The sequence below is a fragment of the Porphyromonas loveana genome, assembly GCF_003096695.1.
Classification (GTDB): Bacteria; Bacteroidota; Bacteroidia; order Bacteroidales; family Porphyromonadaceae; genus Porphyromonas; species Porphyromonas loveana.
Map to the genome: position 1 here is coordinate 22,013 of NZ_QEKY01000008.1, position 24,670 is coordinate 46,682.

The 24,670-nt window shown below is 52.5% G+C and carries 24 protein-coding genes; 12 read left to right on the forward strand and 12 right to left on the reverse strand.

Annotated features, from left to right (window positions below):
- Nucleotides 1-394: 394 nt before the first annotated feature.
- Entirely contained in the window at nt 395-2,254 is a 1,860-nt protein-coding gene (locus C7382_RS05715; protein ID WP_116679338.1) for a 2-oxoacid:acceptor oxidoreductase subunit alpha, read from the forward strand.
- Nucleotides 2,255-2,256: 2 nt separating this feature from the next.
- Nucleotides 2,257-3,288: a 2-oxoacid:ferredoxin oxidoreductase subunit beta gene (locus C7382_RS05720; protein WP_373697520.1), complete on the forward strand. Its 1,032-nt coding sequence runs from the start codon at nt 2,257-2,259 to the stop codon at nt 3,286-3,288.
- Between the two features lie 149 nt (nt 3,289-3,437).
- Here C7382_RS05720 and C7382_RS05725 read toward each other — a convergent pair whose 3' ends face one another.
- The 5 genes from C7382_RS05725 to C7382_RS05745 form a co-directional block, all read right to left on the reverse strand.
- On the reverse strand, nt 3,438-4,841 hold the full coding sequence (locus tag C7382_RS05725) for a methyltransferase RsmF C-terminal domain-like protein (protein ID WP_116679339.1): 1,404 nt from the start codon (nt 4,839-4,841) through the stop codon (nt 3,438-3,440).
- Between the two features lie 3 nt (nt 4,842-4,844).
- Nucleotides 4,845-5,558: an SAM-dependent methyltransferase gene (locus C7382_RS05730; RefSeq protein WP_116679340.1), complete on the reverse strand. Its 714-nt coding sequence runs from the start codon at nt 5,556-5,558 to the stop codon at nt 4,845-4,847.
- Nucleotides 5,559-5,580: 22 nt separating this feature from the next.
- On the reverse strand, nt 5,581-6,702 hold the full coding sequence (locus C7382_RS05735) for a hypothetical protein (protein WP_116679341.1): 1,122 nt from the start codon (nt 6,700-6,702) through the stop codon (nt 5,581-5,583).
- A gap of 177 nt (nt 6,703-6,879) precedes the next feature.
- Nucleotides 6,880-7,503: an OmpH family outer membrane protein gene (locus C7382_RS05740; RefSeq protein ID WP_116679342.1), complete on the reverse strand. Its 624-nt coding sequence runs from the start codon at nt 7,501-7,503 to the stop codon at nt 6,880-6,882.
- Nucleotides 7,504-7,532: 29 nt separating this feature from the next.
- Nucleotides 7,533-7,754 carry a hypothetical protein gene (locus tag C7382_RS05745; RefSeq protein WP_116679343.1) on the reverse strand — a complete coding sequence of 74 codons (222 nt, stop codon included), beginning with the start codon at nt 7,752-7,754 and terminating at the stop codon, nt 7,533-7,535.
- A gap of 84 nt (nt 7,755-7,838) precedes the next feature.
- Here C7382_RS05745 and C7382_RS05750 point away from each other — a divergent pair, with 84 nt between their 5' ends.
- On the forward strand, nt 7,839-9,299 hold the full coding sequence (locus C7382_RS05750; RefSeq protein WP_116679344.1) for an aminoacyl-histidine dipeptidase: 1,461 nt from the start codon (nt 7,839-7,841) through the stop codon (nt 9,297-9,299).
- A gap of 110 nt (nt 9,300-9,409) precedes the next feature.
- Here C7382_RS05750 and murQ read toward each other — a convergent pair whose 3' ends face one another.
- Genes murQ through C7382_RS05765 form a run of 3 tightly spaced genes read right to left on the reverse strand, consistent with a single transcriptional unit; the run spans nt 9,410 to nt 12,520 of the window.
- Nucleotides 9,410-10,222 (reverse strand): N-acetylmuramic acid 6-phosphate etherase, encoded by an 813-nt coding sequence (gene murQ / locus C7382_RS05755; protein WP_116679345.1) that lies wholly within the window; start codon nt 10,220-10,222, stop codon nt 9,410-9,412.
- A complete protein-coding gene (locus C7382_RS05760) occupies nt 10,215-11,063 on the reverse strand; it encodes a BadF/BadG/BcrA/BcrD ATPase family protein (RefSeq protein WP_116679346.1) in 849 nt (282 codons plus the stop codon). Before C7382_RS05760 ends, murQ begins: the two co-directional genes overlap by 8 nt.
- Nucleotides 11,060-12,520 carry a sodium:solute symporter gene (locus tag C7382_RS05765; protein ID WP_116679347.1) on the reverse strand — a complete coding sequence of 487 codons (1,461 nt, stop codon included), beginning with the start codon at nt 12,518-12,520 and terminating at the stop codon, nt 11,060-11,062. The genes C7382_RS05760 and C7382_RS05765 overlap by 4 nt, the downstream gene beginning before the upstream one ends.
- A 611-nt stretch (nt 12,521-13,131) precedes the next feature.
- Here C7382_RS05765 and C7382_RS05770 point away from each other — a divergent pair.
- From C7382_RS05770 to C7382_RS05810, 9 genes are read left to right on the forward strand one after another with little or no spacing between them, the layout of a single operon-like run.
- A complete protein-coding gene (locus C7382_RS05770) occupies nt 13,132-14,058 on the forward strand; it encodes a porin family protein (RefSeq protein ID WP_243405663.1) in 927 nt (308 codons plus the stop codon).
- Nucleotides 14,059-14,102: 44 nt separating this feature from the next.
- Entirely contained in the window at nt 14,103-14,840 is a 738-nt protein-coding gene (locus C7382_RS05775) for an SIMPL domain-containing protein (RefSeq protein ID WP_165815131.1), read from the forward strand.
- 33 nt (nt 14,841-14,873) lie between these two features.
- Complete coding sequence (pyrB, locus tag C7382_RS05780) at nt 14,874-15,788, forward strand: aspartate carbamoyltransferase (RefSeq protein ID WP_116679348.1); 915 nt, start codon at nt 14,874-14,876, stop codon at nt 15,786-15,788.
- 12 nt (nt 15,789-15,800) lie between these two features.
- Complete coding sequence (pyrI, locus tag C7382_RS05785) at nt 15,801-16,256, forward strand: aspartate carbamoyltransferase regulatory subunit (protein ID WP_116679349.1); 456 nt, start codon at nt 15,801-15,803, stop codon at nt 16,254-16,256.
- Between the two features lie 25 nt (nt 16,257-16,281).
- Nucleotides 16,282-16,866: a flavin reductase family protein gene (locus C7382_RS05790; protein WP_116679350.1), complete on the forward strand. Its 585-nt coding sequence runs from the start codon at nt 16,282-16,284 to the stop codon at nt 16,864-16,866.
- Between the two features lie 48 nt (nt 16,867-16,914).
- Nucleotides 16,915-17,505, forward strand: a complete 591-nt coding sequence (locus tag C7382_RS05795) for a LemA family protein (protein ID WP_116679351.1) — start codon at nt 16,915-16,917, stop codon at nt 17,503-17,505.
- Between the two features lie 30 nt (nt 17,506-17,535).
- On the forward strand, nt 17,536-18,861 hold the full coding sequence (locus tag C7382_RS05800; protein ID WP_243405664.1) for a TPM domain-containing protein: 1,326 nt from the start codon (nt 17,536-17,538) through the stop codon (nt 18,859-18,861).
- Between the two features lie 23 nt (nt 18,862-18,884).
- Nucleotides 18,885-20,927, forward strand: a complete 2,043-nt coding sequence (locus C7382_RS05805) for a putative porin (protein ID WP_116679352.1) — start codon at nt 18,885-18,887, stop codon at nt 20,925-20,927.
- Between the two features lie 3 nt (nt 20,928-20,930).
- A complete protein-coding gene (locus C7382_RS05810) occupies nt 20,931-21,749 on the forward strand; it encodes a transporter substrate-binding domain-containing protein (protein WP_116679353.1) in 819 nt (272 codons plus the stop codon).
- Between the two features lie 88 nt (nt 21,750-21,837).
- Here the strand turns inward: C7382_RS05810 and C7382_RS05815 are convergent, their stop codons facing one another.
- From C7382_RS05815 to C7382_RS05830, 4 genes are read right to left on the reverse strand one after another with little or no spacing between them, the layout of a single operon-like run.
- A complete protein-coding gene (locus C7382_RS05815; protein ID WP_317042941.1) occupies nt 21,838-22,215 on the reverse strand; it encodes a DUF4180 domain-containing protein in 378 nt (125 codons plus the stop codon).
- A gap of 43 nt (nt 22,216-22,258) precedes the next feature.
- Complete coding sequence (locus C7382_RS05820; RefSeq protein WP_116679354.1) at nt 22,259-23,464, reverse strand: class I SAM-dependent rRNA methyltransferase; 1,206 nt, start codon at nt 23,462-23,464, stop codon at nt 22,259-22,261.
- Entirely contained in the window at nt 23,461-24,063 is a 603-nt protein-coding gene (locus C7382_RS05825) for a 3'-5' exonuclease (protein WP_116679355.1), read from the reverse strand. The genes C7382_RS05820 and C7382_RS05825 overlap by 4 nt, the downstream gene beginning before the upstream one ends.
- Nucleotides 24,064-24,091: 28 nt before the next feature.
- Nucleotides 24,092-24,655 carry a DUF5063 domain-containing protein gene (locus C7382_RS05830; protein ID WP_116679356.1) on the reverse strand — a complete coding sequence of 188 codons (564 nt, stop codon included), beginning with the start codon at nt 24,653-24,655 and terminating at the stop codon, nt 24,092-24,094.
- Nucleotides 24,656-24,670: the final 15 nt, after the last annotated feature.

The following is a 24,670-nucleotide window of genomic DNA, read 5'->3' on the forward strand; positions in this document are numbered from 1 at the left end:
TAATGACGGACAAAACGGACGAGGGCGGCAGATTGTCGGATAACTCAGATATTCCCCACCTTTTCTGAAAAATTTTCTTCCCTGAACAAAAAAAAACAAACTGCAATACAAAAGACCTCTTATCCAGCATTTTGGCACCCCTTCTCCAAAAAAAGAGGATGCGGTCTTGCGGCTTTCATCTTTTGGCATATAAATGCGATTCAGAGACTCCTGATTTCTGTTGCACACAGGTAAAAAAGCGACTTAAAAAGGCGAAGAATTTGGCGCGGAATATCTTGTAAATGAAAAAAATATCAGAACTTTGCCGCCATTGCGATCGAACCTTTCTTTCTGAAATCTTTTGACGAAGGGAATCGCAGCCCGATAAAACCAACTTATCAAACTTCAGTATGCTATGACGGAAAAAACGACCGTAAAAACGCTGAAAGATGTTGTAGTCCGATTCTGCGGTGATTCCGGAGATGGGATGCAGCTGACCGGAACCATATTCTCCGACCTTTCAGCGGTGTTTGGCAACACCATTTCGACCTTCCCGGACTATCCGGCAGAAATTCGTGCCCCACAGGGTACATTGGGCGGAGTATCCGGATTCCAAGTTCACATTGGAACCGAACAAGTTCGTACTCCCGGCGACCTGGCCGACGTACTCGTGGCAATGAATCCTGCTGCCCTCAAGGTCAATCGGAACCAAGTGGAACGAAATTCCATTATCATCATTGACTCGGACTCTTTTAAGGCATCGGATCTGGAAAAGGCCGAAATCACCTCTGAAGACTTTATGACCGAGCTGGGACTAACGACACAACAATTGTTCGCAGTACCCATCTCTTCCATGGTAAAAAAATCTACGGCAGAGTTTGGCCTCGATGCGAAGGCCGGCCTCCGCTGCAAAAATATGTTTGCCCTCGGCCTTGTTTGTTGGCTCTTCGACCGCCCCACGCAGCATGCCAAGGACTACCTGAACAAAAAGTTCGGTAAGAAAGAAGCCATCCTCAATGCCAACATCAAGGCACTGGCCGACGGTTTCAACTATGGACACAACTCACACGCCACGGCTACGATATACCGTATCGAAGGCCGTAAGCAGACGCCCGGCGTGTACATGGATATCAGTGGTAACAAGGCTACAGCTTACGGTCTCGTAGCTGCTGCCGAGCATGCCAACCTCAACCTCTTTCTCGGTAGTTATCCTATCACTCCCGCCACAGACATCTTGCATGAGCTTTCTAAGCTGAAATCATTGGGAGTGAAGACAGTGCAGGCTGAAGACGAAATCGCAGGTATCTGTACTGCCATCGGTGCTTCATTCGCCGGCAATCTGGCTGTCACGAATACTTCGGGCCCGGGTCTGGCTCTCAAGAGCGAAGCACTCGGGTTGGCTGTAATGGCCGAAATTCCTCTCGTACTCGTAGATGTACAGCGTGGTGGTCCTTCGACAGGTTTGCCTACCAAGAGCGAACAGACTGACTTGTTACAGGCCCTCTACGGACGTAATGGAGAAAGCCCCATCCCCGTTGTTTCGGCCCTCACTCCGTCCGACTGTTTCGATGCTGCATTCTGGGCTAGTAAGATCGCTCTGGAACACATGACTCCGGTGATCCTACTCACAGATGCCTTTATTGCCAACGGCTCTTCGGCATGGAGAATACCCGAACCAGAGAACTATCCCGACATTCACCCTCCCTATGTGGATCAATACAAGGGAACAGAAAAGTGGAGACCTTACTTCCGCAACGAAGACACACAAGTACGCTACTGGGCAATACCCGGACAAGAAGGATTCCAGCATCGCCTCGGCGGCCTCGAGAAGGACTACAAGACAGGTGCCATCAGCACCAACCCCGACAACCATGCCATGATGGTGGCAACGCGCGAAGCTAAAGTGCAAGCTATTGCACGTAGTATTCCCGAATTGGAAGTGTATGGCGACAAAGATGATGCCGAACTGCTGCTTGTTGGTTGGGGTGGTACCTACGGACACCTTTACGACACAATGGAACGTATGCGCGAAAAAGGAAAGAAGGTGGCGTTGGCACACTTCCGCTTCATCAATCCATTGCCTAAGAATACGATCGAGGTGCTCATGCACTATTCCAAGGCTGTCGTAGTTGAACAAAACTTAGGTCAATTTGCCCTTTATCTGCGTAGTAAGGTGCCCGGCTTCCAGCCTTTGCAGTACAACCGTGTGACCGGTCAGCCGCTCGTAGTGTGTGATATGGTAGAAGAATTCATGCAAATGATGGAGGAAAAATAATTATGTCAGAAACGACTATGTGCCCTGTATACGAGGCAAAAGATTATAAGAGCGATCAGTATGTGCGCTGGTGCCCGGGCTGTGGCGACCACGCCGTAGTAGTAACCCTCCAGAAGGCAATGGCAGAGTTGGGCATCCCGCCCCATCAGATCGCCGTTATCTCAGGTATCGGTTGTTCCTCTCGTCTGCCCTACTATATGAATACGTATGGTTTCCACACCATCCACGGCCGTGGTGCTGCCATCGCCACCGGTGTGAAGACTGCCAATCCCGATCTCTCCGTATGGCTTGCATCGGGCGACGGCGACAGCTTGGCTATCGGTGGTAACCACTTCATCCATGCAGTACGCAGAAATGTCAATATCAATGCTATCCTCTTCAACAACCGTATCTATGGTTTGACGAAAGGACAATACTCTCCTACTTCTGCACGCGGATTCGTATCTAAGAGTTCTCCTTATGGTACTGTAGAAGATCCGTTCATCCCCGCTGAACTGACACTGGGTGCACGCGGCAATTTCTTCGCACGCGCCATCGACGTGGATATGAAGACGCTGCAAGACTGTTTCGTGGCTTCGGCCCGTCACAAAGGCTTCGCCGTTACAGAGGTGTTGGTAAACTGTGTGATCTTCAACGACGGCACGCATAAGGACCGCTCACAGAAGGATATTCGTGCCGAGCGCACTATCACGCTGCGCCATGGTGAGAAGATGATCTTTGGAGCTAACCAAGACAAGGGTATCGTACTCGAGGGTTTGAAGTTGCGCGCCGTTACCATCGGTCAAGATGGTTACACGCTCGACGACGTCCTGGTACACGATGCCCATGAGAAGGATTCTACGATGCACCTCCTCCTCGCGATGATGGGATATATGGATGATAGTATGCCCATCGCTCTCGGTGTGATTCGCGAAGTAGAAGCTATCAGCTACGACGAAGCTGTAAAAGCTCAGATCGAAGAAGTGCAACAGAAAAAACCCGAGCGTAAGCTCCACGACCTCCTCCTCCACGGAGATGTTTGGGAGATCAAATAGTCTTAAGGACGACACTAATTAAAGCGGGTAGGACTCGACAGAACCCATGTGGCATAGTCGTTCCTACCCGCTTCCTCATTATAGAAAACGACAAAGGGCAAAGGAGTCAGTGCCTCCTTTGCCCCTTGTCATATAATATAGGTGTAACTCTAATTTATGGCGGCGGTGCAATCTTCAGCGGACTCCAAATGGCGGATACGCCAATCCTGCGGATAGAGATTATTGGCTCGCGTGCCCAGATTCTTCAAGAAGCCGAGCGGTCGTCTGCGGAAAGTGGCCAAGACAAACCCCAATGGAAGATCAGGCATGGTCGTCACCGACTGCCGAGCCAGATAAGTGAGGGCTTCATCACGAGAGAACTCGATATCGGAGAAAGAATGGTCGTCCATCTCGAGAGACAGGGCCAATGCCGGAGCCGGCACCAAGTCTTTCCCTTTCTGCATTCCTACAGTAATTCCGGCCGTATGCATACGGACACCGGCCGATCGGAGACGTTCTGCGAGGTCATGGACATCAGGTGTGAGGGCATGCACATAGTCATCGCTCATCCATCGCCATTCATAACGTTCGGGATGGTGGACGAAGCATTTGATGCCATGTGGTATTTCTTTCTCTGCCGGCTTCTTCCCTTTGCTCTTGAGCGGCTTAGGCGTGTGAGGCTCACCGGCTTTGCGCACAACACAGAAGAAGAAGCCTTCGCCTTTCACCTTATGGGGGAAGAAACGGTAGGCAGGAGCATCGCCTTTGAGCTGTGGTGCGATCTGCCATTCGGTCGGCACATCCAACGCAACAGGAGTGGCATCGAAGGTGTCGAGCAAGAAAGCCAGATTATCCTCGTTCTCTTGCGTATTGAAAGTGCAAGTACTATAAACCAAGAGCCCTCCGGGTTGCAACATCTCCCAGGCAGCCGAGAGGATGCGTTGCTGTCTGCGTACACAGAGTTCCACATTCTGCAAGCTCCATTCTGTGCGGGCTGCATCATCCTTGCGAAACATTCCTTCGCCCGAACAAGGAGCATCGACCAGAATGAAGTCGAAAAGTTCTCCCACCGATTTGAGTTTATCCGGATCAGCTTCGCTAACGATGCCTGCGGGGTAGCCCCACTTGGTCATATTCTCCGCAAGGATATTGGCACGGTGATGGATCACCTCGTTGCTCACCAATACACTCCCTTCCGGCAGGATATTGGTCAGGAGCGTACTCTTACCACCGGGAGAGGCACAGAGATCCAACGCTCTGATGGGAGCAGCTCCGAGCAAAGGGTGCAGTTGCCAGAGAAACATCGAAGAGGCTTCTTGCACGTAATAACCTCCCGCATGAAAAACAGGGTCGTGCGTGAACGAAGGTCGTTCGACGAGATAAGTGCCCAACGGACACCAAGGCACGAGAGTATTGCTGGGCAAATCCATCACCGTGGAGCCAATGCCCAGTTTATTGGGATTGCGACGGACGCTGACTGGAGCAGTCGTATCAAGCGATCCGAAGAAGGCTTCGGCTTCGTCTCCCAGCAGCGACCGCATCATGGACACGAAGTCCTGAGGTAGTGCTGTCATCTATTATTTGTAGAGTAAGAAGATGGTTGGTATTTTATGTAGAGCAGGCCTCCTATTCTTCCAGTCCGAGAGCGTACGCGTACGTATCAACTCATCGGGACAAGAGATGTGTGAGGCGATGCATAGTTTAGTCGTGGGGCGGCAGTGGCGGATGAGTTCGTCCACCAATTTCTCGTTACGATAAGGCGTCTCGATGAAGATCTGTGTCTCGTTGTTCTTGTAAATCCGCGTCTCCATCTCTTTCAGAGCAGCCTGTCGTTCACCCTCATCTATCGGCAGATAACCTTTGAAGGCAAAGCTCTGACCATTAAATCCCGAACCCATCAGGCCCATCAATATCGAACTGGGACCGACCAGTGGTTCCACTCGCAAGCCTTTGCGCTGTGCGATGGCTACGACATCCGCTCCCGGGTCGGCAATGGCAGGACAACCGGCTTCGGATATGACACCCATGCTCTCGCCTGCCTCAAACGGGCGCAGATAGGTGTTCACCTCCTCTGCCGAAGTATGTTTATTGAGTTCGTAGAAAGTGATCGAATCAATATCGATGGAGCGATCCGCTGCCTTGAGGAAACGACGTGCCGAGCGCACATTCTCCACTATATAATGGTGCAGATGGCGCACTACAGCGCGGTTATACTCCGGCAGCACACGGCTGTGTTCCGTTTCTCCCAATGGGACGGGTATGAGGTAAAGAGTGGGTTGATTGTCGATCATAAACAAAGAGTAGGAAGGGTAGTTATTCGTGATGATTCTTCAGCCGCTCGGCCAACAGAACCGTCTGCCTCAAGTAAGGCACCTCGCTGCGGAGATAGGGACTGAATGTAAGACCTGATAGCTGTTCCTCTATCTGATCCACAGGCCACCATTTGCCTTGACGCGGATCTTTATCCCCGAGGATCATATCCGGTGCGGACATATGTGCCAGATAGAGATAGACGAGTCTGTCCTCGCCATTGTCGTTGTGCACGTATCGCAAGAGGAAACGCGGTTGCAATCTCTTGATACCACAGAAACGCTCATCAATGAGCGACTGCGCCATCTCGCCATGTTCCCTGTCTGTCGTCAGCCACGAGAAGAAAGGTGTGTCGTAGCAATCCCCCGTACAGAGATCGCACTCGCAGTAATGACTTAGGTAGATCATACCGTCTGAGATCGCTATCAAGCGTACGACAGGTAGCAGTCCTGTGGGCGGAGCTGTCTTTTCATGTTCCGACCGCGCAATCCTTCCAATAGACTCACCCTTGGCATCCGTAATGGGGATCCACTCCTCTTCAAGCATCTTGCGACGCACCCATTCAAGCCTGATGACTTCGTATCCATATAAAACAAGGAGTAGCAGAGCCGGGAAATGCAGCAACCATCTGGCCACGGCCATGCCCCAACGGGTCTCAACCTGTAGATAGAGGTACGCGCCCATGAGGACGAGCGTGAAGAGTGCTATGCGCAGGACTGTCCGGAGTATGCGGTTATATTCCAATAGCACCAACCGTCTATGCGGACATCCTCGATAGTCATCCTCCACACTCTTCCTACCATAGAAGAGCCGACTTACAGCTACAACAAGGAGAATGGCTACCACACTCCATGCCACATGAGCAAAGGGCGTGGGCTGTGGCAACCAAAAGGTCGGTAGCAACAACGCCAATACAGCCAACGCCGTAATCATGGCAGGATGACAGCCACCACCTCGGAAGAGGAGGATCGCTCGCAGCACAAGTAAGAGAGCTGCGCCCGCTGTCCATGCTACTACCATCCCTGTGTAAGGCAGGAGCAGAAGCAATAGGATGATGGGGAGGAAGCCACCCATTGGATTCGATCGGAGAAGGGGGGCTATATCGGGATATTTATTCTGGGTCAAAATAGCGTTTCGTTTCGTTTGCAAATGTATAACAAGCCGACAGGCGTTTAGTTGCAAAACGAGCGAAAAGCGTTCCAAGAAACGAGAGGCTCATGGGGAATAAAAATCGGAGCTATGTCGGTGGGAATAACGTCCCATGACACAGCCCCGAAAGATCTCCGATATGGAATGTCCGCTTTACTTATCCTTGGCGGGAGTAGCGTTCTTGATCTCCTTCTGATAGTGTTCGTTGAGATACTTCACCACATCATCAGTAATATCCAATGCGCTGTCGGCATAGAGGAGGTTCTCCAGACCTACGTTGGTGAGGATGTAGCGATACTTGCCGTCTTTGTTCATCTTGGCAATCTGTTCGCGCACGATCTGATACATCTTCTCATTGGCTTCGGCCTGCTTATTCGCCAACGCCTGCGACATACTCAGCTCGAGTTTCTGGCCTTCTTCCTGCATCTTCATGATCTTCTCCTGCTCGGCACGAGCGGCATCTTCACTTACGAAAGCATTGGTACGGAGACGACGCTGGAAGTCTTCGGCTGCCTTCTGCATGGCAGAGAGCTTGGTAGCCAGTGTCCGACGGCTCTGTTCGGCTTCTGCAGCGAGGTCACGATTGAGGTCACGGTTGTATTCGTACTGCGAAGCCAAGCTGTCCATCCGCACATAAGCAATGGGCAATGTGGCTGCAGCTTGCTCGGCACGAGGATTGATAGCAGACTTGGATGCCGACGAACGAGGCATCATGAAGAAGAGGACGATGATGGCAATGGCCAAAACTGCCTCGATGATAAAATGAATCTGTTTCATTAGGAGTTAATGATATGTTTGCTTTGTGTTTAATTGTTCTGCTGTTCACGGACACGCTCGGCCAAGTTGCGATGGCGCTGCGCCTCACGATGCTGCGAGGTGTGACAGCCGATCCCCCTATCCCGCATGGCTTGGTTACTGCCCACATGAGAGGAGGGGAAATGTCCGTCACGTTTGAAAAAAACACGCACCCCCATCAGAAGGACAGCTAATCCCACCAAGAGAAGAGACGCCAAAAGAATTATGCCCATAAATTTGTTATATTTGCGGGAGACAAAGGTAAGATTTTTCTTGCCTTAACGCGAAAGCATCTAATATAACAGTTAGTAATCACAATGAACATTACAGATCTCAAACCAACAAACGTGTGGAAGTTCTTCCACGAAATTACCCAAGTACCTCGCCCTTCTAAGAAAGAAGAGAAAATCTTGGCCTATCTTATAAAATTTGCGGAAGATCGCAATCTCAAATATCGCACCGACGAGGTGGGCAATCTCGTAATCGCCAAGCCTGCAACTCCCGGCTACGAACATCTGGAAACGGTTATCCTCCAAAGCCACATGGATATGGTGTGCGAGAAGAATGCCGACAAAGTGCATGACTTCGAGAACGATCCCATCCGCACGATCATTGACGGCGACTGGCTTCGTGCTGACGGTACAACTCTCGGTGCCGACAACGGTATCGGCTGTGCAGCCGAGCTGGCTATCCTCGATGCCAAAGATTTGGAGCACGGCCCCATCGAATGTCTCTTCACGATGGACGAAGAGACCGGTATGACGGGTGCCATGAACCTAAAGCCCGGCTTCTTCAACGGTAAGATCCTGCTCAACCTTGACAGCGAAGATGAAGGCGAACTCTTCATCGGTTGCGCTGGTGGTATGGGCACGATGGCCGAATTTGCATACGAAAAGCGCGAAACGACGGACGACTACCTCTACTTCGAAGTTAAGGTAAGCGGCCTCAAGGGTGGTCACTCCGGAGGCGAAATCCACATCGGTCTGGGCAATGCCAATAAGTTGCTTGTGCGCTATCTCTACGCATTGGAGCGCGAAATGGACTGGAAGCTCTGCTCATTCCAAGGAGGCAATCTGCACAACGCCATCCCCCGCGAAGCCCGTGCCGTGATCGCTCTGAAGGGCGATCAGAAAGAGCGTGCCCGCGTTATCCTGAACGAACTGGCAGCAGCCGTAGAAGAAGAACTCAAGCGCGTCGATCCGAGTGTAAAGTTCGAAATGAATTCCGTTGAAAAGCCAGCATTCCGCATCGATTGCGACACGAAGCATCGTCTCGTGCGTGCTCTCTATGCTTGTCCCCATGGCGTATATGGTATGAGCCATGATATCCCCGATCTTGTAGAAACTTCTTCCAACTTGGCATCTGTGAAGATGAAAGAAGGCGACAAGATATTGGTGGAGACAAGCCAGAGAAGCTCTACTTCTTCGCTTATCACCGACATTTCCAATATGGTTGCCACCGTATTCGAATTGGCCGGTGCCAAGATCTCTTTCCGCGATCCTTATCCCGGATGGAAGCCCAATCCCGACTCTCCGATCCTAAAGGCAGCTTCAGAATCTTACGAACGTATATTCGGCCGCAAGCCTGCCGTGAAGGCTATCCATGCCGGTCTGGAGTGCGGTCTCTTCCTCGACAAGTATCCCTACCTCGACATGGTTTCTTTCGGTCCTACGCTACGTGACGTACACTCACCGGTAGAAAAGATCGAAATCAAGACCGTACAACTCTGGTGGGATCACCTGGTAGATGTACTGAAGCACATCCCTGCTGCGAAGTAATTCCGCAACTACGGAACGTCATCCGCACGTTCCATCCCTCATAAAAGAAGCGAGGCTGCCCGTAACGGGTAGCCTCGCTTCTTTGTTTTTGGTTCGTGACGATCAGTCGCTTACTGTCGGCGGAGGGCTTCGGCGGCTTGGCGCACGGAGCCGTGACGAAGCAGAAGCGACCGGGCCTCGTCATAGGAGAGAGCAAACTCAGTCATAAGCATACGGGTGCCGCGGTCGATGAGTTTATTGTTGCTCAGCTGCATATTGACCATGCGATTGCCTTGCACCCTGCCAAGGCGGATCATGATGGAGGTGCTGATCATATTCAGAATCATCTTCTGCGCCGTCCCCGACTTCATGCGCGAGCTTCCCGTCACATATTCCGGCCCCACGACCACCTCAATGGGATAGTCCGCTTCGGCTGCGATCGGCGCACCAAGATTGCTACAGATACACCCCGTGAGGATGCCTCTCTTGCGCGCTTCGTGCAATGCTCCGATAACGTACGGAGTCGTCCCCGACGCGGCGATACCGACCACGGTGTCCAGCACACCCACTTGATGCTCCTGCAGCTCCTGCCAACCACGCTCCGTATTGTCCTCCGCCTTCTCTACCGGATTGCGAAGCGCCCTGTCTCCTCCCGCGATCAGCCCTATCACCAGCGTAGGCGGCATCCCGAAGGTGGGAGGGATCTCCGAAGCATCCAGCACTCCCAGTCGCCCGCTCGTACCCGCTCCCATGTAGAAAAGCCGCCCCCCCTGCTCCATGCGGGGGACAATTTGCTCGACGAAACGCTCTATCACGGGGATGGTGCGACCGACAGCTTCGGCCACTTTCCTATCCTCACGGTTGATATCTTCGAGGATTTCTCTGACGGACTTCTCTTCCAAATGGTCGTATAGTGATGATTGTTCGGTGATTTTTTCAAACATTGTCACTGTGATATTGTATGAGTCCCTCCATAGGAGAGGGAGTGATGGTACCTATTTTCAGTCCTCTCTCGCCCAATACCTGAGTCAAGAGCTCGCGATAATGCCATGCGACGGAGCCGACGAAGTGAATGGGGAGGTCGGTGCGATGATAGCGCATCGCGTTGCGCACGAGGAAGTCGTCGAAGCTACCTCTGACCAGTGAGCGGACAGCCGGCACATCCATGTGGCGGGCGATGAACGGAGAGAAGCTCGCCAGAAAGCGATTGGGCAGGGGCTTGCGATAGACCTGCTCCACAATATCCGCCGGTGTAAGCGCATACTCTCGAAGAAACTCCTCGCACAATTCATCGGGCAGCTGCCCCTTGAGGAGACTGCCGACAAAGAGTTTGCCCAGAACGGCGCCGCTCCCTTCATCACCGAGTATATAGCCGAGGGGAGACACATTGGACACGATCTCCTGCCCGTCATAGAGGCACGAATTGGAACCCGTCCCCAGAATACAAGCGATACCCTCCGATCTGCCACAAAGCGCACGAGCAGCACCGAGCATATCGCTCGCCACCTCCACCACACGAGCGTGCGGCAGCACCTCTGTCAATATCTCTCGAAGGATGGGCACTTTGGCCGGAACACATCCTGCGCCATAGAAATAAATCTGCGCAATGCCCCCTGCCTGTTCGCCTAAAGCCGGCAGAACCTCCACCCGAAGCGTTCTGTCTATCTCCGTTCTCTCTTGATGAAAGGGATTGATGCCCGACGTTTGGATGCGCCCGACAGCCTTCCCCTCACTGACTATGCTCCAATCGGTCTTCGTGGAGCCGCTGTCCCCTATCAGGATCATGATGGTATCTTTTTGCCTTTGCCCAGCAGAGCCAGCCCGACGGCTGTAAAGAGGGCGTTGAAAATGAGAAGTTCGTAACTAAATTTATACCCATCGAACCACTGCTCCGAGTGGCTCTGCAGGATGTAGCACAGCACAGGTGCAGCCAACGCCACAATGGGAACGTATCGGTCGTGTACCGAGCGCTTGGAGAGAATGCCGAAGAAGAAGAGACCGAGTATAGGCCCGTAGGTGTAGCTCGCCAATACATAAACGGCATCTATGACACTCGTACTGCTCACTCTCTCGAAGAAGTAAATGACCAATCCCATCACGACAGCCATAGCTATATGAACGCGCCTACGCACTCGCGCGGACTTCTCTTCGCTCCGCTTGGTATCGGCTTTGAGTATATCCAGCGTGAACGAGGTCGTCAGTGCCGTCAAGGCCGAACCAGCAGCCGAGAAAGCCGACGACACCAACCCCACGATAAAGAGAATGCCCACAATGGGCGGGAAGAAGCTCCCCGTGGCCAGCATGGGGAAAAGCTCGTCGCTCTTGGTCGGATGTGCTATGCCGTGACTATCGGCATAGGTATAGAGCAGGGTGCCGAGCATGAGGAAAAGGGCGATGATGAAGAACTGCATCACGCCTCCCGTGAGGACGTTTTTCTGCGAGTCACGATAGTTCTTACAACTGAGATTGCGCTGCATCATATCCTGATCCAGTCCCGTCGTGGCAATGACGGTAAATATGCCGGCAAGGAATTGCTTGAAGAAGAAACGTCGGTCGTTGATGTCGTCGAAGAAGAACATACGGGAGTATTCGCTCTCTCCGATGACGCCGACGACTCCCCCCACCCGATCACCGAGGTCATCGGATATATACACAATACAGAGCACGACGGAGACGATGAGGCAGAGGGTCTTGAACGAATCGGTCCAGATGAGCGATTTCACCCCGCCTTTGAATGTATAGAGCCAAACCAGAAACATCGTCAGTCCCACATTGACGAGGAATGGCACCCCATAAGCCTCGAATATGATCAGCTGCATAGTCAGGCACACGAGGAAGAGACGCACAGCCGCGCCGAGCATCTTGGAGATAAAGAAGAACCATGCGCCTGTCTTGTAAGACGAAAAGCCGAATCGCTCCTCCAGATAGCCGTATATGGACATCAGGTTCATCCGATAGAAGAGCGGAATCAGCACATAGGCAATGATCAATTGCCCGACCACAAAGCCCAGCACCATCTGCAAGTAGGAGAATCCGCTGGTCGCCACCATCCCGGGGACGGAGACGAAGGTCACGCCCGATATGCCCGAGCCTATCATCGCGAAGGCAACCATATACCAAGGCGACTTACGATTGCCGACGAAGAAGCCCGCATTATCCGCCTTACGGCCGGTCACATACGAGATACCAAATAGCACGACGAAATAGATGAGAACAGAGAGGATAGCTACAGTGGGAGTCATATTATCGTTTTTGCATTCGTAAAATCCGGATTGTTCAAGCCCAAAGGTAGAGGTAATTCTCTTCCACAGCCACACTTCGCCCACGAGAAGAAGTATATCGCCATGCGGCAGTCCTTCCTTTGCTACCCCTCCGATAATCGAAACGATCTACCTACGCAGAAATGATCCATGGAGTATCACCTTTTTTAACGCTCGACGACGTCTCGAAAGCAATAGAGCATAGTTCTCGAAATGATGAGCCATAATTCTGAAAAATCCGGCGCCAAAACATCGACAATACATGCGCCAAAAGTTTTTCGATTTGGCGCATAATTTTCCTCGAAATGGCGCCAAAATAGTTTTGAAATGGCACGAGTTTTGCCGATGATCCGCACACGTTGGAGATCACAACACATCTGTACATTTTTTCACAGGCTCCTATCTATGAATCTTCGCACCGACACTTTCCGTTCTCTTACCTTTTGTTTTAGGTACAATTGACACCCGTATTTGACAGTGTATTGGCACTTTACATCAGAATATATGCCGCTGCTCTGGAGGAGTTAGTTGACTTATATGTTACTGTTACACCTATATAATTTATCTTTGTGCTACATCAATGAGGAAGTCTTATGATATGCCATAGGCCCGTTAGTCATCTGAGAACCATCCTGCTTGCCGTGCTTTTTGCAGCAGGCAGCCTAAGCACCATGGCACAGGAGCAGCAGGACAGCGTCGTTCTCGCCCACCCTGTCACAGATCCGCAAGTCGCCACGCAGACGTCTCTCCTCTCCATCGACCATCCCATCCTGCCTGCCGAATATCGGTCTAAGCTCACGCTCAAGGAGCTGAACAAGAGACCTGTATCTGATGCTCTGCTGCAAGGATTCAAACCTCGGCCGTCTGTTATGCGACTGAGCGACGAAATCCACTTCGAGGCCGAGCGACGCGAATACGATGCCCCTCTCTTGCACACGCGCCATGCGGCAGGGACTTTCTCGTGGCAGCCCTCGGATCGGATGCGTTTCTACACGTCCGGCAACTTCGGTCTCGGCCACGACCTGCTCACAGGCATCCGCAAAGACTATGGATGGAACGCCGGAGCGGACTTCCGCCTGTCGAACAGCCTGACGGCTCATGTACAAGGCGGCTGGCAAAATAACTTCGGCTTCATGCCCATGACCTCCCTCGACGGTCACTTCCGTTGGCAGGCGACGGACAGGCTCAGCTTCACCACAGGTATCAATTACCGACAGGCACAATGGAATGCCTTCGACAACAAGAATCTCAGCATCGACGGCAGTATGCGCTACGAGCTGATCGACAGAGTGTATCTCAACGCTTTCGGCAGCTACCCGCTCTACAATAATACGCGTGCCGGGCTCAACATGGCTGTGCCGATGTATGGCTTCGGACCTCAGTATGGGGGATCGCTGGAGGTGAGGATGTCCGACAAATTCGGCTTTGCCTTCGGGGCTATGCAAGAGTATAATATATGGACTCGTCGTTGGGAGACGCAATATTTTGCTTATCCCGTATTCTACAACGATAAAAAATAGACGTACAAGATAGGTTTCACCTTATAATGCACGACAACTCTATGATGAAAAAAGAAAAACTCCTAATCGCAATCGTGGTAGGCTTAGCCTTCGTACTGGGTTTGTATGCCCTCGGCCGCAGCGTAGCCCAACTGCGTCGTTCGCAGCCTTCGGTATCGGTAACAGGCATGGCTGAGCGCAACTTCAAGTCCGACTTGGTCGTATGGTCGGCCTCCTATCAGCTACAGATGGCCGATCTCGAAACGGCTTACAAAGCATTGCAAGAGAAGCAGAAACTGGTGGCAGACTATCTGAGGAGCAAGCAGCTGCCGGACTCTTCCTACACCTTCTCCAGTGTGAACATATCCAAAGAGTACAACTCCTACTACGACTCACAGTCGGAGCGCAGGATACAGACTTTTGCCGGCTACCTGCTGTCTCAGTCTGTTACCGTAACCTCACAGAACATCGAGCATGTAGAGAAGATATCGCGCGACATCACCGAGCTGATCAATCAAGGCTTGGAGATCACCTCCCACGATCCGGCTTATTACTACACAAAGCTCAACGACCTGAAGGTGGAGATGCTACGCAATGCTTCCGAAGACGCTCTCAACCGCGCCACGGTCATTGCCGAAGGTAGCGGCTCGTCTGTGGGCAAGATGCTCTCTTCTTCGATGGGAGTCTTCCAGATCGTAGGCCTTAACAGCAATGAGGACTATAGCTGGGGCGGCTCGTTCAACACCTCGTCCAAGATGAAGACAGCAAGCATCACCGTCAAGGCTTCGTACGCGCTGAAGTAATCGTCGCCACCTCTATCTACATCGTATCCGACAATGAAGCATATCGTATCAATAGACCAGTGCACGGCTGAGGACATCACACGTATTCTCGACCGTGCCGAACTCTTCGAGCAAGAGCCTGACCGACAACTTCTCAATGGCAAAGTTGTGGCTACGCTCTTCTTCGAACCTTCCACGCGAACCCGCCTGAGCTTTGAGACGGCGGTCAGTCGCCTCGGCGGCCGCATCATCGGCTTCTCGGACGCTTCCACGTCCAGTTCCACCAAAGGCGAGTCGCTCAAGGATACCATTTCGATGGTGAGCAACTATGCAGATCTGATCATCATGCGCCATCATCTCGAAGGAGCTGCCCGCTACGCTTCGGAGGTTAGTCGCGTGCCGGTAGTCAATGCAGGTGATGGTGCCAACCAGCATCCCTCGCAGACGTTGTTGGATCTCTATTCCATCCGCAAGACACAGGGCTCGCTCTACGACAAAACCATCGCCATGGTGGGTGACCTCAAGTACGGCCGCACCATCCATTCTCTCATAGAAGGCATGTCGCACTTCCGTCCCCGCTTCATCTTCGTGGCGCCGGAGGAGTTGTCTCTGCCGGAGGAGTACAAGCAGTTCTGTTACGACCACCGGCTGCCCTTCATCGAAACGAAGCACTTCGACGAAGAGGTCATCAATAACTGCGACATCCTCTACATGACCCGTGTGCAACGCGAACGCTTCACAGACTTGGAAGAATACGAACGCGTGAAGGATGTGTACGTGCTCACCAATGATATGCTCGCCGACAGCCGCCCCAACCTGCGCGTGCTGCACCCCCTGCCCCGTGTGGGAGAGATTGCTTACGACGTGGATGACAACCCGAAAGCCTATTTCATCCAGCAGGCTCTCAACGGTCTCTATACGAGACAATCCATCATATGCGAAGTACTCGGCATCGATGTTCCTAACTAACGACAGACAGTGATGAAAAAAAAAGAAATGCTCGTCGCCGCCATTCGTAATGGTATCGTGATAGACCATATCCCTCCGACCAAACTCTTCAAGGTGGCAACTCTCTTGCAGCTGGACGAATTCGACGGACGCATCACCATCGGCAACAATCTGCTGAGCCAAAGCTATGGGAGAAAGGGGGTGATCAAGATAGAGGACAAGAGCTTCGACGAAGAGGAACTGAACCGCATTGCCCTTGTTGCGCCTAATGTGCGTCTGAACATTATCAAGGATTATGAAGTTGTAGAGAAACGCCAAGTGGTGGTACCGCAAGAGGTAGTAGGGCTCGTTCGCTGCCCGAACCCGAAGTGCATCACCAATAACGAACCTATGCCGACGCGCTTCCGTGTGATCGATGTGGCCGAATGTACGCTACGCTGTTGCTACTGCGAACGCAAACTTGCCAACGAACGCATCGAACTCCTATAGCAGTCGGCATCCAAAACAGACAACAATGAGACAAGACTGGAAACCCGGCACCCTCATCTATCCGCTACCGGCCATATTAGTGAGCTGCGGTTCACAGCCGGAGGGCTACAACCTACTGACGGCAAGCTGGGTGGGGACGATCTGCAGCCAACCGCCGATGTGCTACGTAAGCATCCGTCCCGAACGCCATTCCTACCCCATCATTAAAGAGACGGGAGAGTTCGGGCTGAACCTCACAACCGTAGCCATGGCTCGCGAAACGGACTGGTGCGGTGTGCGCTCAGGTAAAGACTATGACAAGTTTGCCGAGACGGGGCTGACCGTCGAGCCGGCCAAGCTGATCAAAGCTCCTCTCGTAGCCGAATCGCCCATAAGCATCGAGTGCAAGGTGCGTGAGATTATCCCGCTGGGCAGTCACGATATGTTCATGGCCGATGTGGTGAACATCCGCGCAGACGAACAATACATCAATCCCGATACGGGTTCTTTCGACATGGAACGTGCCAACCTTTTGGCGTACTCTCATGGCGAATACTTCGCACTCGGGGACTTCCTCGGCTACTTCGGTTGGTCGGTGAAGAAAGACAAGGCTCCTGCCAGACGTCGATAAGAGAACAATACAAATCATACGTAGATACTAACTAAACAAAAGAAAAAGATGAAAAAAGGAACAGTGATCATTATAGCGATCGTAGCAGTCGTCATACTGCTGTTCAGCTGGGGTGTAGTCAAATACAACGGATTCGTGGACAAGCAAGAAGCTGTCAATACGGCTTGGAGCCAAGTAGAGAACCAATACCAACGTCGTGCCGACCTTATCCCCAATTTGGTGGAGACGGTAAAAGGCTATGCCGCTCACGAGAGTGAAACGCTCACGGCAGTGATCGAAGCCCGGAGCAAGGCTACAGCAACGAACATCAATGCCGAGAACCTGACAGAAGAGAATCTGGCCAAGTTCCAACAGTCACAAGATCAGCTCTCAAGCGCACTTTCGCGTCTGATGGTAGTAGTGGAACGCTATCCCGAGCTCAAGGCTAATGAGAACTTCCGCGATCTGCAGGTGCAACTCGAAGGCACGGAAAACAGAATCGCAGTAGCTCGTCAGGACTTCAATGCCATAGCCAAGACGTACAACGTGGCCGTTCGTCGCTTCCCGTCCAATATCATTGCCGGTTTGATGAACTTCAACCAACGTCCGTACTTCCAATCCGAAGAAGGTGCTGAAAAAGCTCCTCAGGTGAAATTCTAAAACAAGACAATCGACAAGCGCAAACGCTCGATGATCAGCTCGTCAAAGAATAGGATTCAGTGCATCGCCAATCAGTCTTTCAGCTGGTTGGTGATGCTACTCTTCCTTCTTGCACTGCATCCGTCAGCCTCGGCACAACGGGTGTATAAGCCGGAAGAGGTGCCCAATGTGCAGTTGCAGGACAGTACCCGCCTCGTCACAGACGAAGCCGGCCTCCTGAGTCAGGCACAAGAAGAGGCGATGAATCGGCAGTTGAGAGCGATCCGTAGCACCCATGGTGTAGAGTTTGCTGTCGTCACACTTCCCTCTATTGGCGATGCCGGTCTGGAGGATTTCTCTCTGGCGCTGGCTCGACACTGGGGAATTGGCAAGGAGAAGCACAACAACGGCCTGCTCCTGCTGCTCGTTTTGGACATCCGCCGTGTGCGATTCGAGACGGGTTACGGCTTGGAAGGTTATCTGCCTGACGGTCGTCTCAGCCGCATCATCCATGACGACATGATCCCTCATTTCCGTTCAGGCAACTATGCCGAAGGACTTTCTGAAGGAGTACAAGCCGTTCAGCAGGTGTTGGACGGCACTTATGATGTCAAACCCGACGGATCAGACTCCCCTTCGGAATCGATCAGTTGGGGCTTTATCATCACGGTGTACTGCATCTTCCTGACCTTGGTCACGCTGGGAGTGCTGTATCAATTCACCTCGTATCGCAAGCGCCATCCGCGTGCCACGGCTATTGAAGAGTACGAATATATTCATCGCCAACTGTTGGCCATGGGCTGCGTGTTCTTATTGCTCTTCCCTCCCGGGTTTCTGGTGGTGCTATTGATAGCCAAAGCCCGCCAAGCCAAACTCAAAAAAGAGATCACCCTCTGTCCGCAGTGCCACAATCATACCGTCGGACTCCTAAGCGGAAGCGCTGATATCAACCACTATCTCACTCCCCAACAGCAGATGGAGCGTAACCTGAATAGCCGAGACTTCAAGGTCTATGCTTGCTCCTCTTGCAACCATGCCCAAGTGATCGTATATGACCGTCCCGGCACGACGTACAAACGTTGTCCTGCATGTGGTACCGTGGCTCTGCAGTACATAGGAGAGAGACGCGTGCGCACCAATCAAGGCCCGATGATCCAAAAGGAATGGCGCTGTCTCTATTGTGGAGAGAACCACAAACAACAATATCGGGACAATAGCGAACTGGAAGCGGCAGCAGCCGGCATCCTACTCGGCTCACTACTCGGACGCGGTGGCAGAGGCGGAGGCTTTGGCGGTGGTTTCGGTGGTGGAGGTTTCGGTGGAGGAAGCTTTGGAGGTGGCAGCTTCGGTGGAGGTGGAGCTTCCGGCGGGTGGTAGAATGCCACGTTTATCATGAAGGTATGAGAAAGATTGCTTACGTCGTCATATTGCTCTTGTCTGTGGTAGCTTCTGCCACAGCGCAGCACGACTATCTACAAGACATACAGAAACAAGAGGTCAAGGAAGCGACTGAAGAAGAGCAGATAGCCCGTGGCGACAAGCTCAAGGTCTATACGCTCAACCCCAATACGGGAGATCTATTGCGCGCCCCGATCGACACAGTCATGTTGGGCTTTTACAATCGGATGAAAGCCGAGAGCCGTTCGCTGGCCATGGGCTATTTGGGCAATCTGAACTCACCGTGGGAGAGCAAGATGTTTTTCGACCGTCCGCTTTACCATCCGCAGTTCATGTATATGTACGGGCTGCACGGGATGCTGATTGATCCGCTCACAGCCCGATTCTACGACACCAAAAGCCCTACCACGCAAGTAGTCTTCTTACGCCACGGTGATGTACAGACGCGCGAAGAAGAGATCCGCTCTACCATGGCAGTAAATCTGGGGAAGAAGATCAACTTCGGTAACGACGTGGACTATATCTATAGCAGAGGGTTCTACAACTCCAATAAGACCAAGGCGATCTCTTATCGATTCTTCGGCAGCTACCGCTCCGACCGATATGAAGTCTATGGCTATGTGGGCAACAACTATTATCTGATGACCGAAAACGGAGGTATCACTGACGATGCCTACGTGACCCACCCGGGCAACTTTGCCGTCGGGACTAATGAATTCGTATCGACGGACATACCTGTTAAGTTCCCGGGTAACATCATGTTCAATTCTCTCCGTCAAGGCGCTGCGCGTCTTACCCATCGGTATAATCTCGGATTCTACCGCAAGGGACAAGTCGAGCATTATGGAGGAGACGAGTTCCAAGCCCCGACGATGATCGACACGATGGTATTCGTTCCCGTGGGCAGCATCTCACACACTTTCAACTACACCAAAAGCCGTCGCCGTTTCAAGGTGAAAGGCACATTGGGCGACAGCATCTACCCCAACCTCTTCATCAAGCAACTGAATGAAGCGGGAGAAGTGATCGTAGCCCCTAACGATACCACGAGGATGGAGGAGTATCACAATACGATAGCTCTGTCCCTACGCGAAGGTTTTCATCGCTGGGCCAAGTTCGGCATGACAGCTTACATCCGATTGGAAAACCGCTTCTTCACCCTGCAGGACTCAATCGCCGGAGTACCTCCCACAGACAAGGAGTTTACGACATACATCGGCGGAGAGATCAGCCGACGACAGGACAGCATGCTCAACTTCAACGCGGACGGCGAACTGGCTATCGTGGGGAGCGATGCAGGAGCCTTCAAGCTCCGAGGACAATTGAATACGGCATTCAGTCTATTCCGCAAAAAGACAGAGATCGAAGCTTGGGCGCAACTCCTCAACGTCCGCCCCGGCTACTTCCTACGCCACCATCACGGCACACTCCATTGGTGGGATGAGTCCTTCGACTTCATGCAGCAGCTCCGTTTGGGAGGTCGCTTACAATTGAAGGATTGGGGCACCACATTCTCCCTGCAGTCCGCGACGCTCAAGAACTACATCTATTTCAACAGCACGGCTTTCCCCGAACAGGTGTCTTCGCCCATACAGGTCCTCGAAGGACGCATCGCTCATGCTTATCGCTACCGCTCACTCGGCTGGGAGATCGAAGCCGCCTACCAGACGAGCAGCAACCAAACAGCTCTCCCCCTGCCTAAGCTCGCAGCCTATGGCAATATCTTCCTCGACTTCCGCCTCCCCAGCAGCACCAAGGTTATGCGCATTCAGACGGGTGTCGATGCCCGCATCCATTCCTCCTACTATGCTCCTTATTACGAGCCTGCCACGCAGCAGTTCACCACGCAGCAAGCCATCAAGGTGGGAGGTTCTTTCCCTTTCATGAATGCCTACGTCAATGTACACCTCAAGAGAGCACGCTTCTTCTTCGAGATGTACAATCTGGCCGAGCTATTCATGAAAAGCAATCGCTTCTCACTGGTGCACACGCCCTACAATCCGCGCGGCCTGCGCATGGGCATCGCCATTGACTTCAATAAATAAGGTATGAAAAAGCAGATCCTTCTCTACGGAGTATTGCTGGCATCGGTGCTTGTACTGATGGCCTCCCTGCGCCATTGCGTCTCGAACCGCTCTGATCAAGAGACGCACATCGACTCCTTGCGCGACTACGCAGCCATTCGGGAAGAAGGCGTCATGAGGATCATTGCCCAATACAATGAGCGCGACTATTACGTAGGACAGGATTCGACGGCTGGTTTCGTCTATGATTTGGCACGACAACTTTCCAAGATAAGCGGTATCCGGATCGAAATCAGCTTGGAAAAAAACTGGAAAGAAAGCCTCGAAAGCCTCCACCGCGGCAATTGCGACATCATCGCACAAGACATTCCCCTCACGGCCGTAACCGACACGACGCGCTACCGCTTTCTCGACCTCGTGCATCCGGGCCGCCTCTTCCTCGTACAGCGGCAGTCAGATAGTCTCGTCAGTCAGCAAATCGACCTTGCCGGACGCACCGTCACCATACCCGAAGCCTCTCCCACTCGTCTTTTCATCTCGCATCTGTCCGAAGAGATCGGAGACAGCATCTTTGTCCGCACCGACCCCACATACTCCTCGGAGCAACTGGCCATGATGGTAGCTTCGGGCGACATCGACTACACCATCTGCAATGAACGGGAAGCCAAAGTATTGGCAAAACTGCTCTCGGGCATTGACTGTTCCACGCCTTTGTCTTTCGGCCTTCGCCAAGCATGGCTTGTGCGCAGAGGATCAGTTGCACTGTGCGACAGCTTGAACGGCTGGATGGATCGTCTGCGTCAAAACGGCGAACTGCAGCGCTTATACGAACGCTACTACTAAGATTCCTCCCCTATTTCTTGGCGAGCAAACTCTCTCCGATTCTCCAAACACTGATTTTAGTCATAATCCTGTTTCCTATTTCGACAGTTTAATTAAACCTCGACAATAGTTTTACGGCTTTTTCTATGGAAGTGGCGAAGTTCACTATTTTACCTCTGTTACTCTCCATAATAAAGGCGCTAAGGCTGTGGCTGGGATATTTTGACCAATCGCCGACAATGGCAAGGCGAACGCAATAATTGGAGAACTTCTGAAGGACATCGCCTGCTAGTCTCGTTTTCAAGTCAAAGAAACTGGAAGCGATATTCCGCTCGTGCATGATAATGCCATCATAACATTTTCCATACAGTTCTCCCAACAAATCTAATGCGTCTTGTTCTTTACCGATGAATTGCTCCTCCGAACAAATTTCTAAGAATATAAGCCCATTCGCATGATGGGACAGGAGCTTCTTTTCTGTTATCATAGATCGTAATCGTAAGTGCACGGACGGGTGCGTCACGTACCGTTTACTCGACGTACAGCACCAGTCCTTTGAGGTATTCTCCTTCGGGATGGTAGATGTTGATGGGATGGTCAGCCGGTTGGGTAAGCTGGTGCAGGATCCTCACCTTACGCCCCGCCGAAGCTGCTGCCGTGAAGACAGCCAAACGGAACTCCTCCCGACTGACTGCTTGTGAGCAACTGAAAGTAAAGAGCACCCCGCCCGGGGCAATCTTGCGAATGGCTACAGCATTCAGCTTGCGATAGCCGATGAGAGCATTGCGCAGTACCTTACGGTGCTTGGCGAAGGCTGGCGGATCGAGCACGATCAGGTCATAAGCACCGGCTTCCATGCTGTCCAAAAAACGAAAAGCATCGGTCGTCTGGGATTCGTGACGACTATCACCCGCATAGTTCAGCTCCATATTCTTCTCCAGCATATGGATGGCTCGCGCCGAGCTGTCCACCGAGTGCACCACGGCAGCTCCTCCGCGCATGGCGTAGAGAGAAAAGCCGCCGCTATAGCAAAACATATTGAGCACGCGGCGCCCTGCGGCATACTTTTCCAGCAAAGATCTATTTTCTCGCTGGTCAATAAAGAATCCCGTCTTCTGCCCCTTGATCCAGTCGGGCAGGAACAACAGACCGTTCTCATGCTCGGCTTCGGCCTGTCCCGAGCCGATGAGAAAACCATCGGCCGATTCCAATCCAGCCTTGAAAGGCAAAGTGCTGTCCGACTTGTAATAGACCGTTCGGATGCTGCCCGAAGACGCTGCCACGATAGCTTGCGCCAGCTCGGTGCGGACGCGATGCATCCCTACACTATGCGCCTGCAAGACAGCCGTGTGTCCGTACACATCGACGATCAAGCCGGGCAATCCATCCCCCTCTCCATGCACCAAGCGGTAGACCGTATTGCGAGAGACCGAGTCGTCGTATCTGATCAGCCCCAAAGCCTGACGCAGACGGAAAGCAGCGGCCAGCCGCTCCTCCCAAAATCGCGCATCCACCACCGTATCGGCATCGAAGGAGAGCATGCGCACGGCTATACTTCCCTTTTCATAATGGCCCACGCCCAGCATTTCCAGTGTGGAGGAGAGCACTTGGACGAGATAGCCCTCGACGGGTTTACCCGTTATCGAAGCGATGGCACCGGAGAAGATCCACGGATGGAATCTTTTGACTGACTCCTCTTTTCGCGGGAGCAAGCAGATCGTAGGGAGAGCGGTCATAGGAGAGCAAATTGAGTAGGAGTGGGAGTAGGAAGCGTCATCAAGTGGTTGAAGATACGCAGGCAGGCCCATGCATCCAGAGCGGCATAGCCCTGCTGGGCATCGGTCAGCTTGCGAGCCTCCCAGTTGGTGAGTCGCTGCGACTTGCTGATGCGTTTCCCGAAGATGATGGCATACACCTTCTGGAGGCTGGAGTCGCGGATGCCGTATGCAGGGCAAAGGCGTTGCAGCTCGACGAAGCCGGCCGGCTCGAGGGGTCTGCGCCGACGGATGACCGTGACGTCATCGTGGAGGCTGAGCCCCACCTTGAGGGTATCGGGATTCTCCAAGAGCTGTTGCAGCTCGTCAGGGATATTGATGATGTTGAGGCGGAAAAGGAAGCAATCCGTCTCCGTCGCTATCTGCATAAGCGCCACAGAAGGGCGTGCGCCTCGCTCGAAAGAAGGACGCGTCTCTGTGTCGAAACCGAGGATGCGGTATGCCGATAGTTTCTTCACGGCATCGGATGCAGCCTCGGGCGTATCAATCAGGTGAATGGTACCGGGGAAGCTCTCTGTCTCCAAGCCCGCCACTTCTTCTTTGTCAATAGTAGCCACCATAATTATATTTGGTCCTATAGATATTAGGTCAATTCTCTTCTTCGTCGTTTTCCTCTTCCAGCATTCGGTACACCTCGCCGTAACGCAGTTCGTGGAGTGCTCCGGCAGCAGCGATGAGCCTATTGCCCCAGTACTCTGCGAAGTAACTGCGACAGCGACCGATGGCCGTCGGGATGGCAGCATCGTTCGATTGGCGCACGATGCCGAGCAGATTGCCGACCTGCTGATACACGTCGGCCAGATACTCGCCGATGCTTGCTCCCACGGGCGTATCACTATAGCGCATATCGGCATGTCGGGCATCCAGAAACGAATCGTACTCACCCAAGAGGGCAACGATGGTATTGCGCACTTGCTCGTAGGCATCTTCCACGATGTACTCCTCCACATAGTCTGTCTCCTCGCTGTATTCGTACGGCGGGAGGAGGGCAGCCTTGAGGTAAAGAAGGGGTAGCAATTTGGAAGCTTTGTCGATAAAATCCGCCGTACTATGAGCCGATGCCTGCTCCAAGAGGGCACAGTACTCCACCCCTACGGTCGCAAATTCTATTAGTTCGGGGCTATACACATTCCCCGTATTTGTTTCTTTCATGCCACAAATTTACGA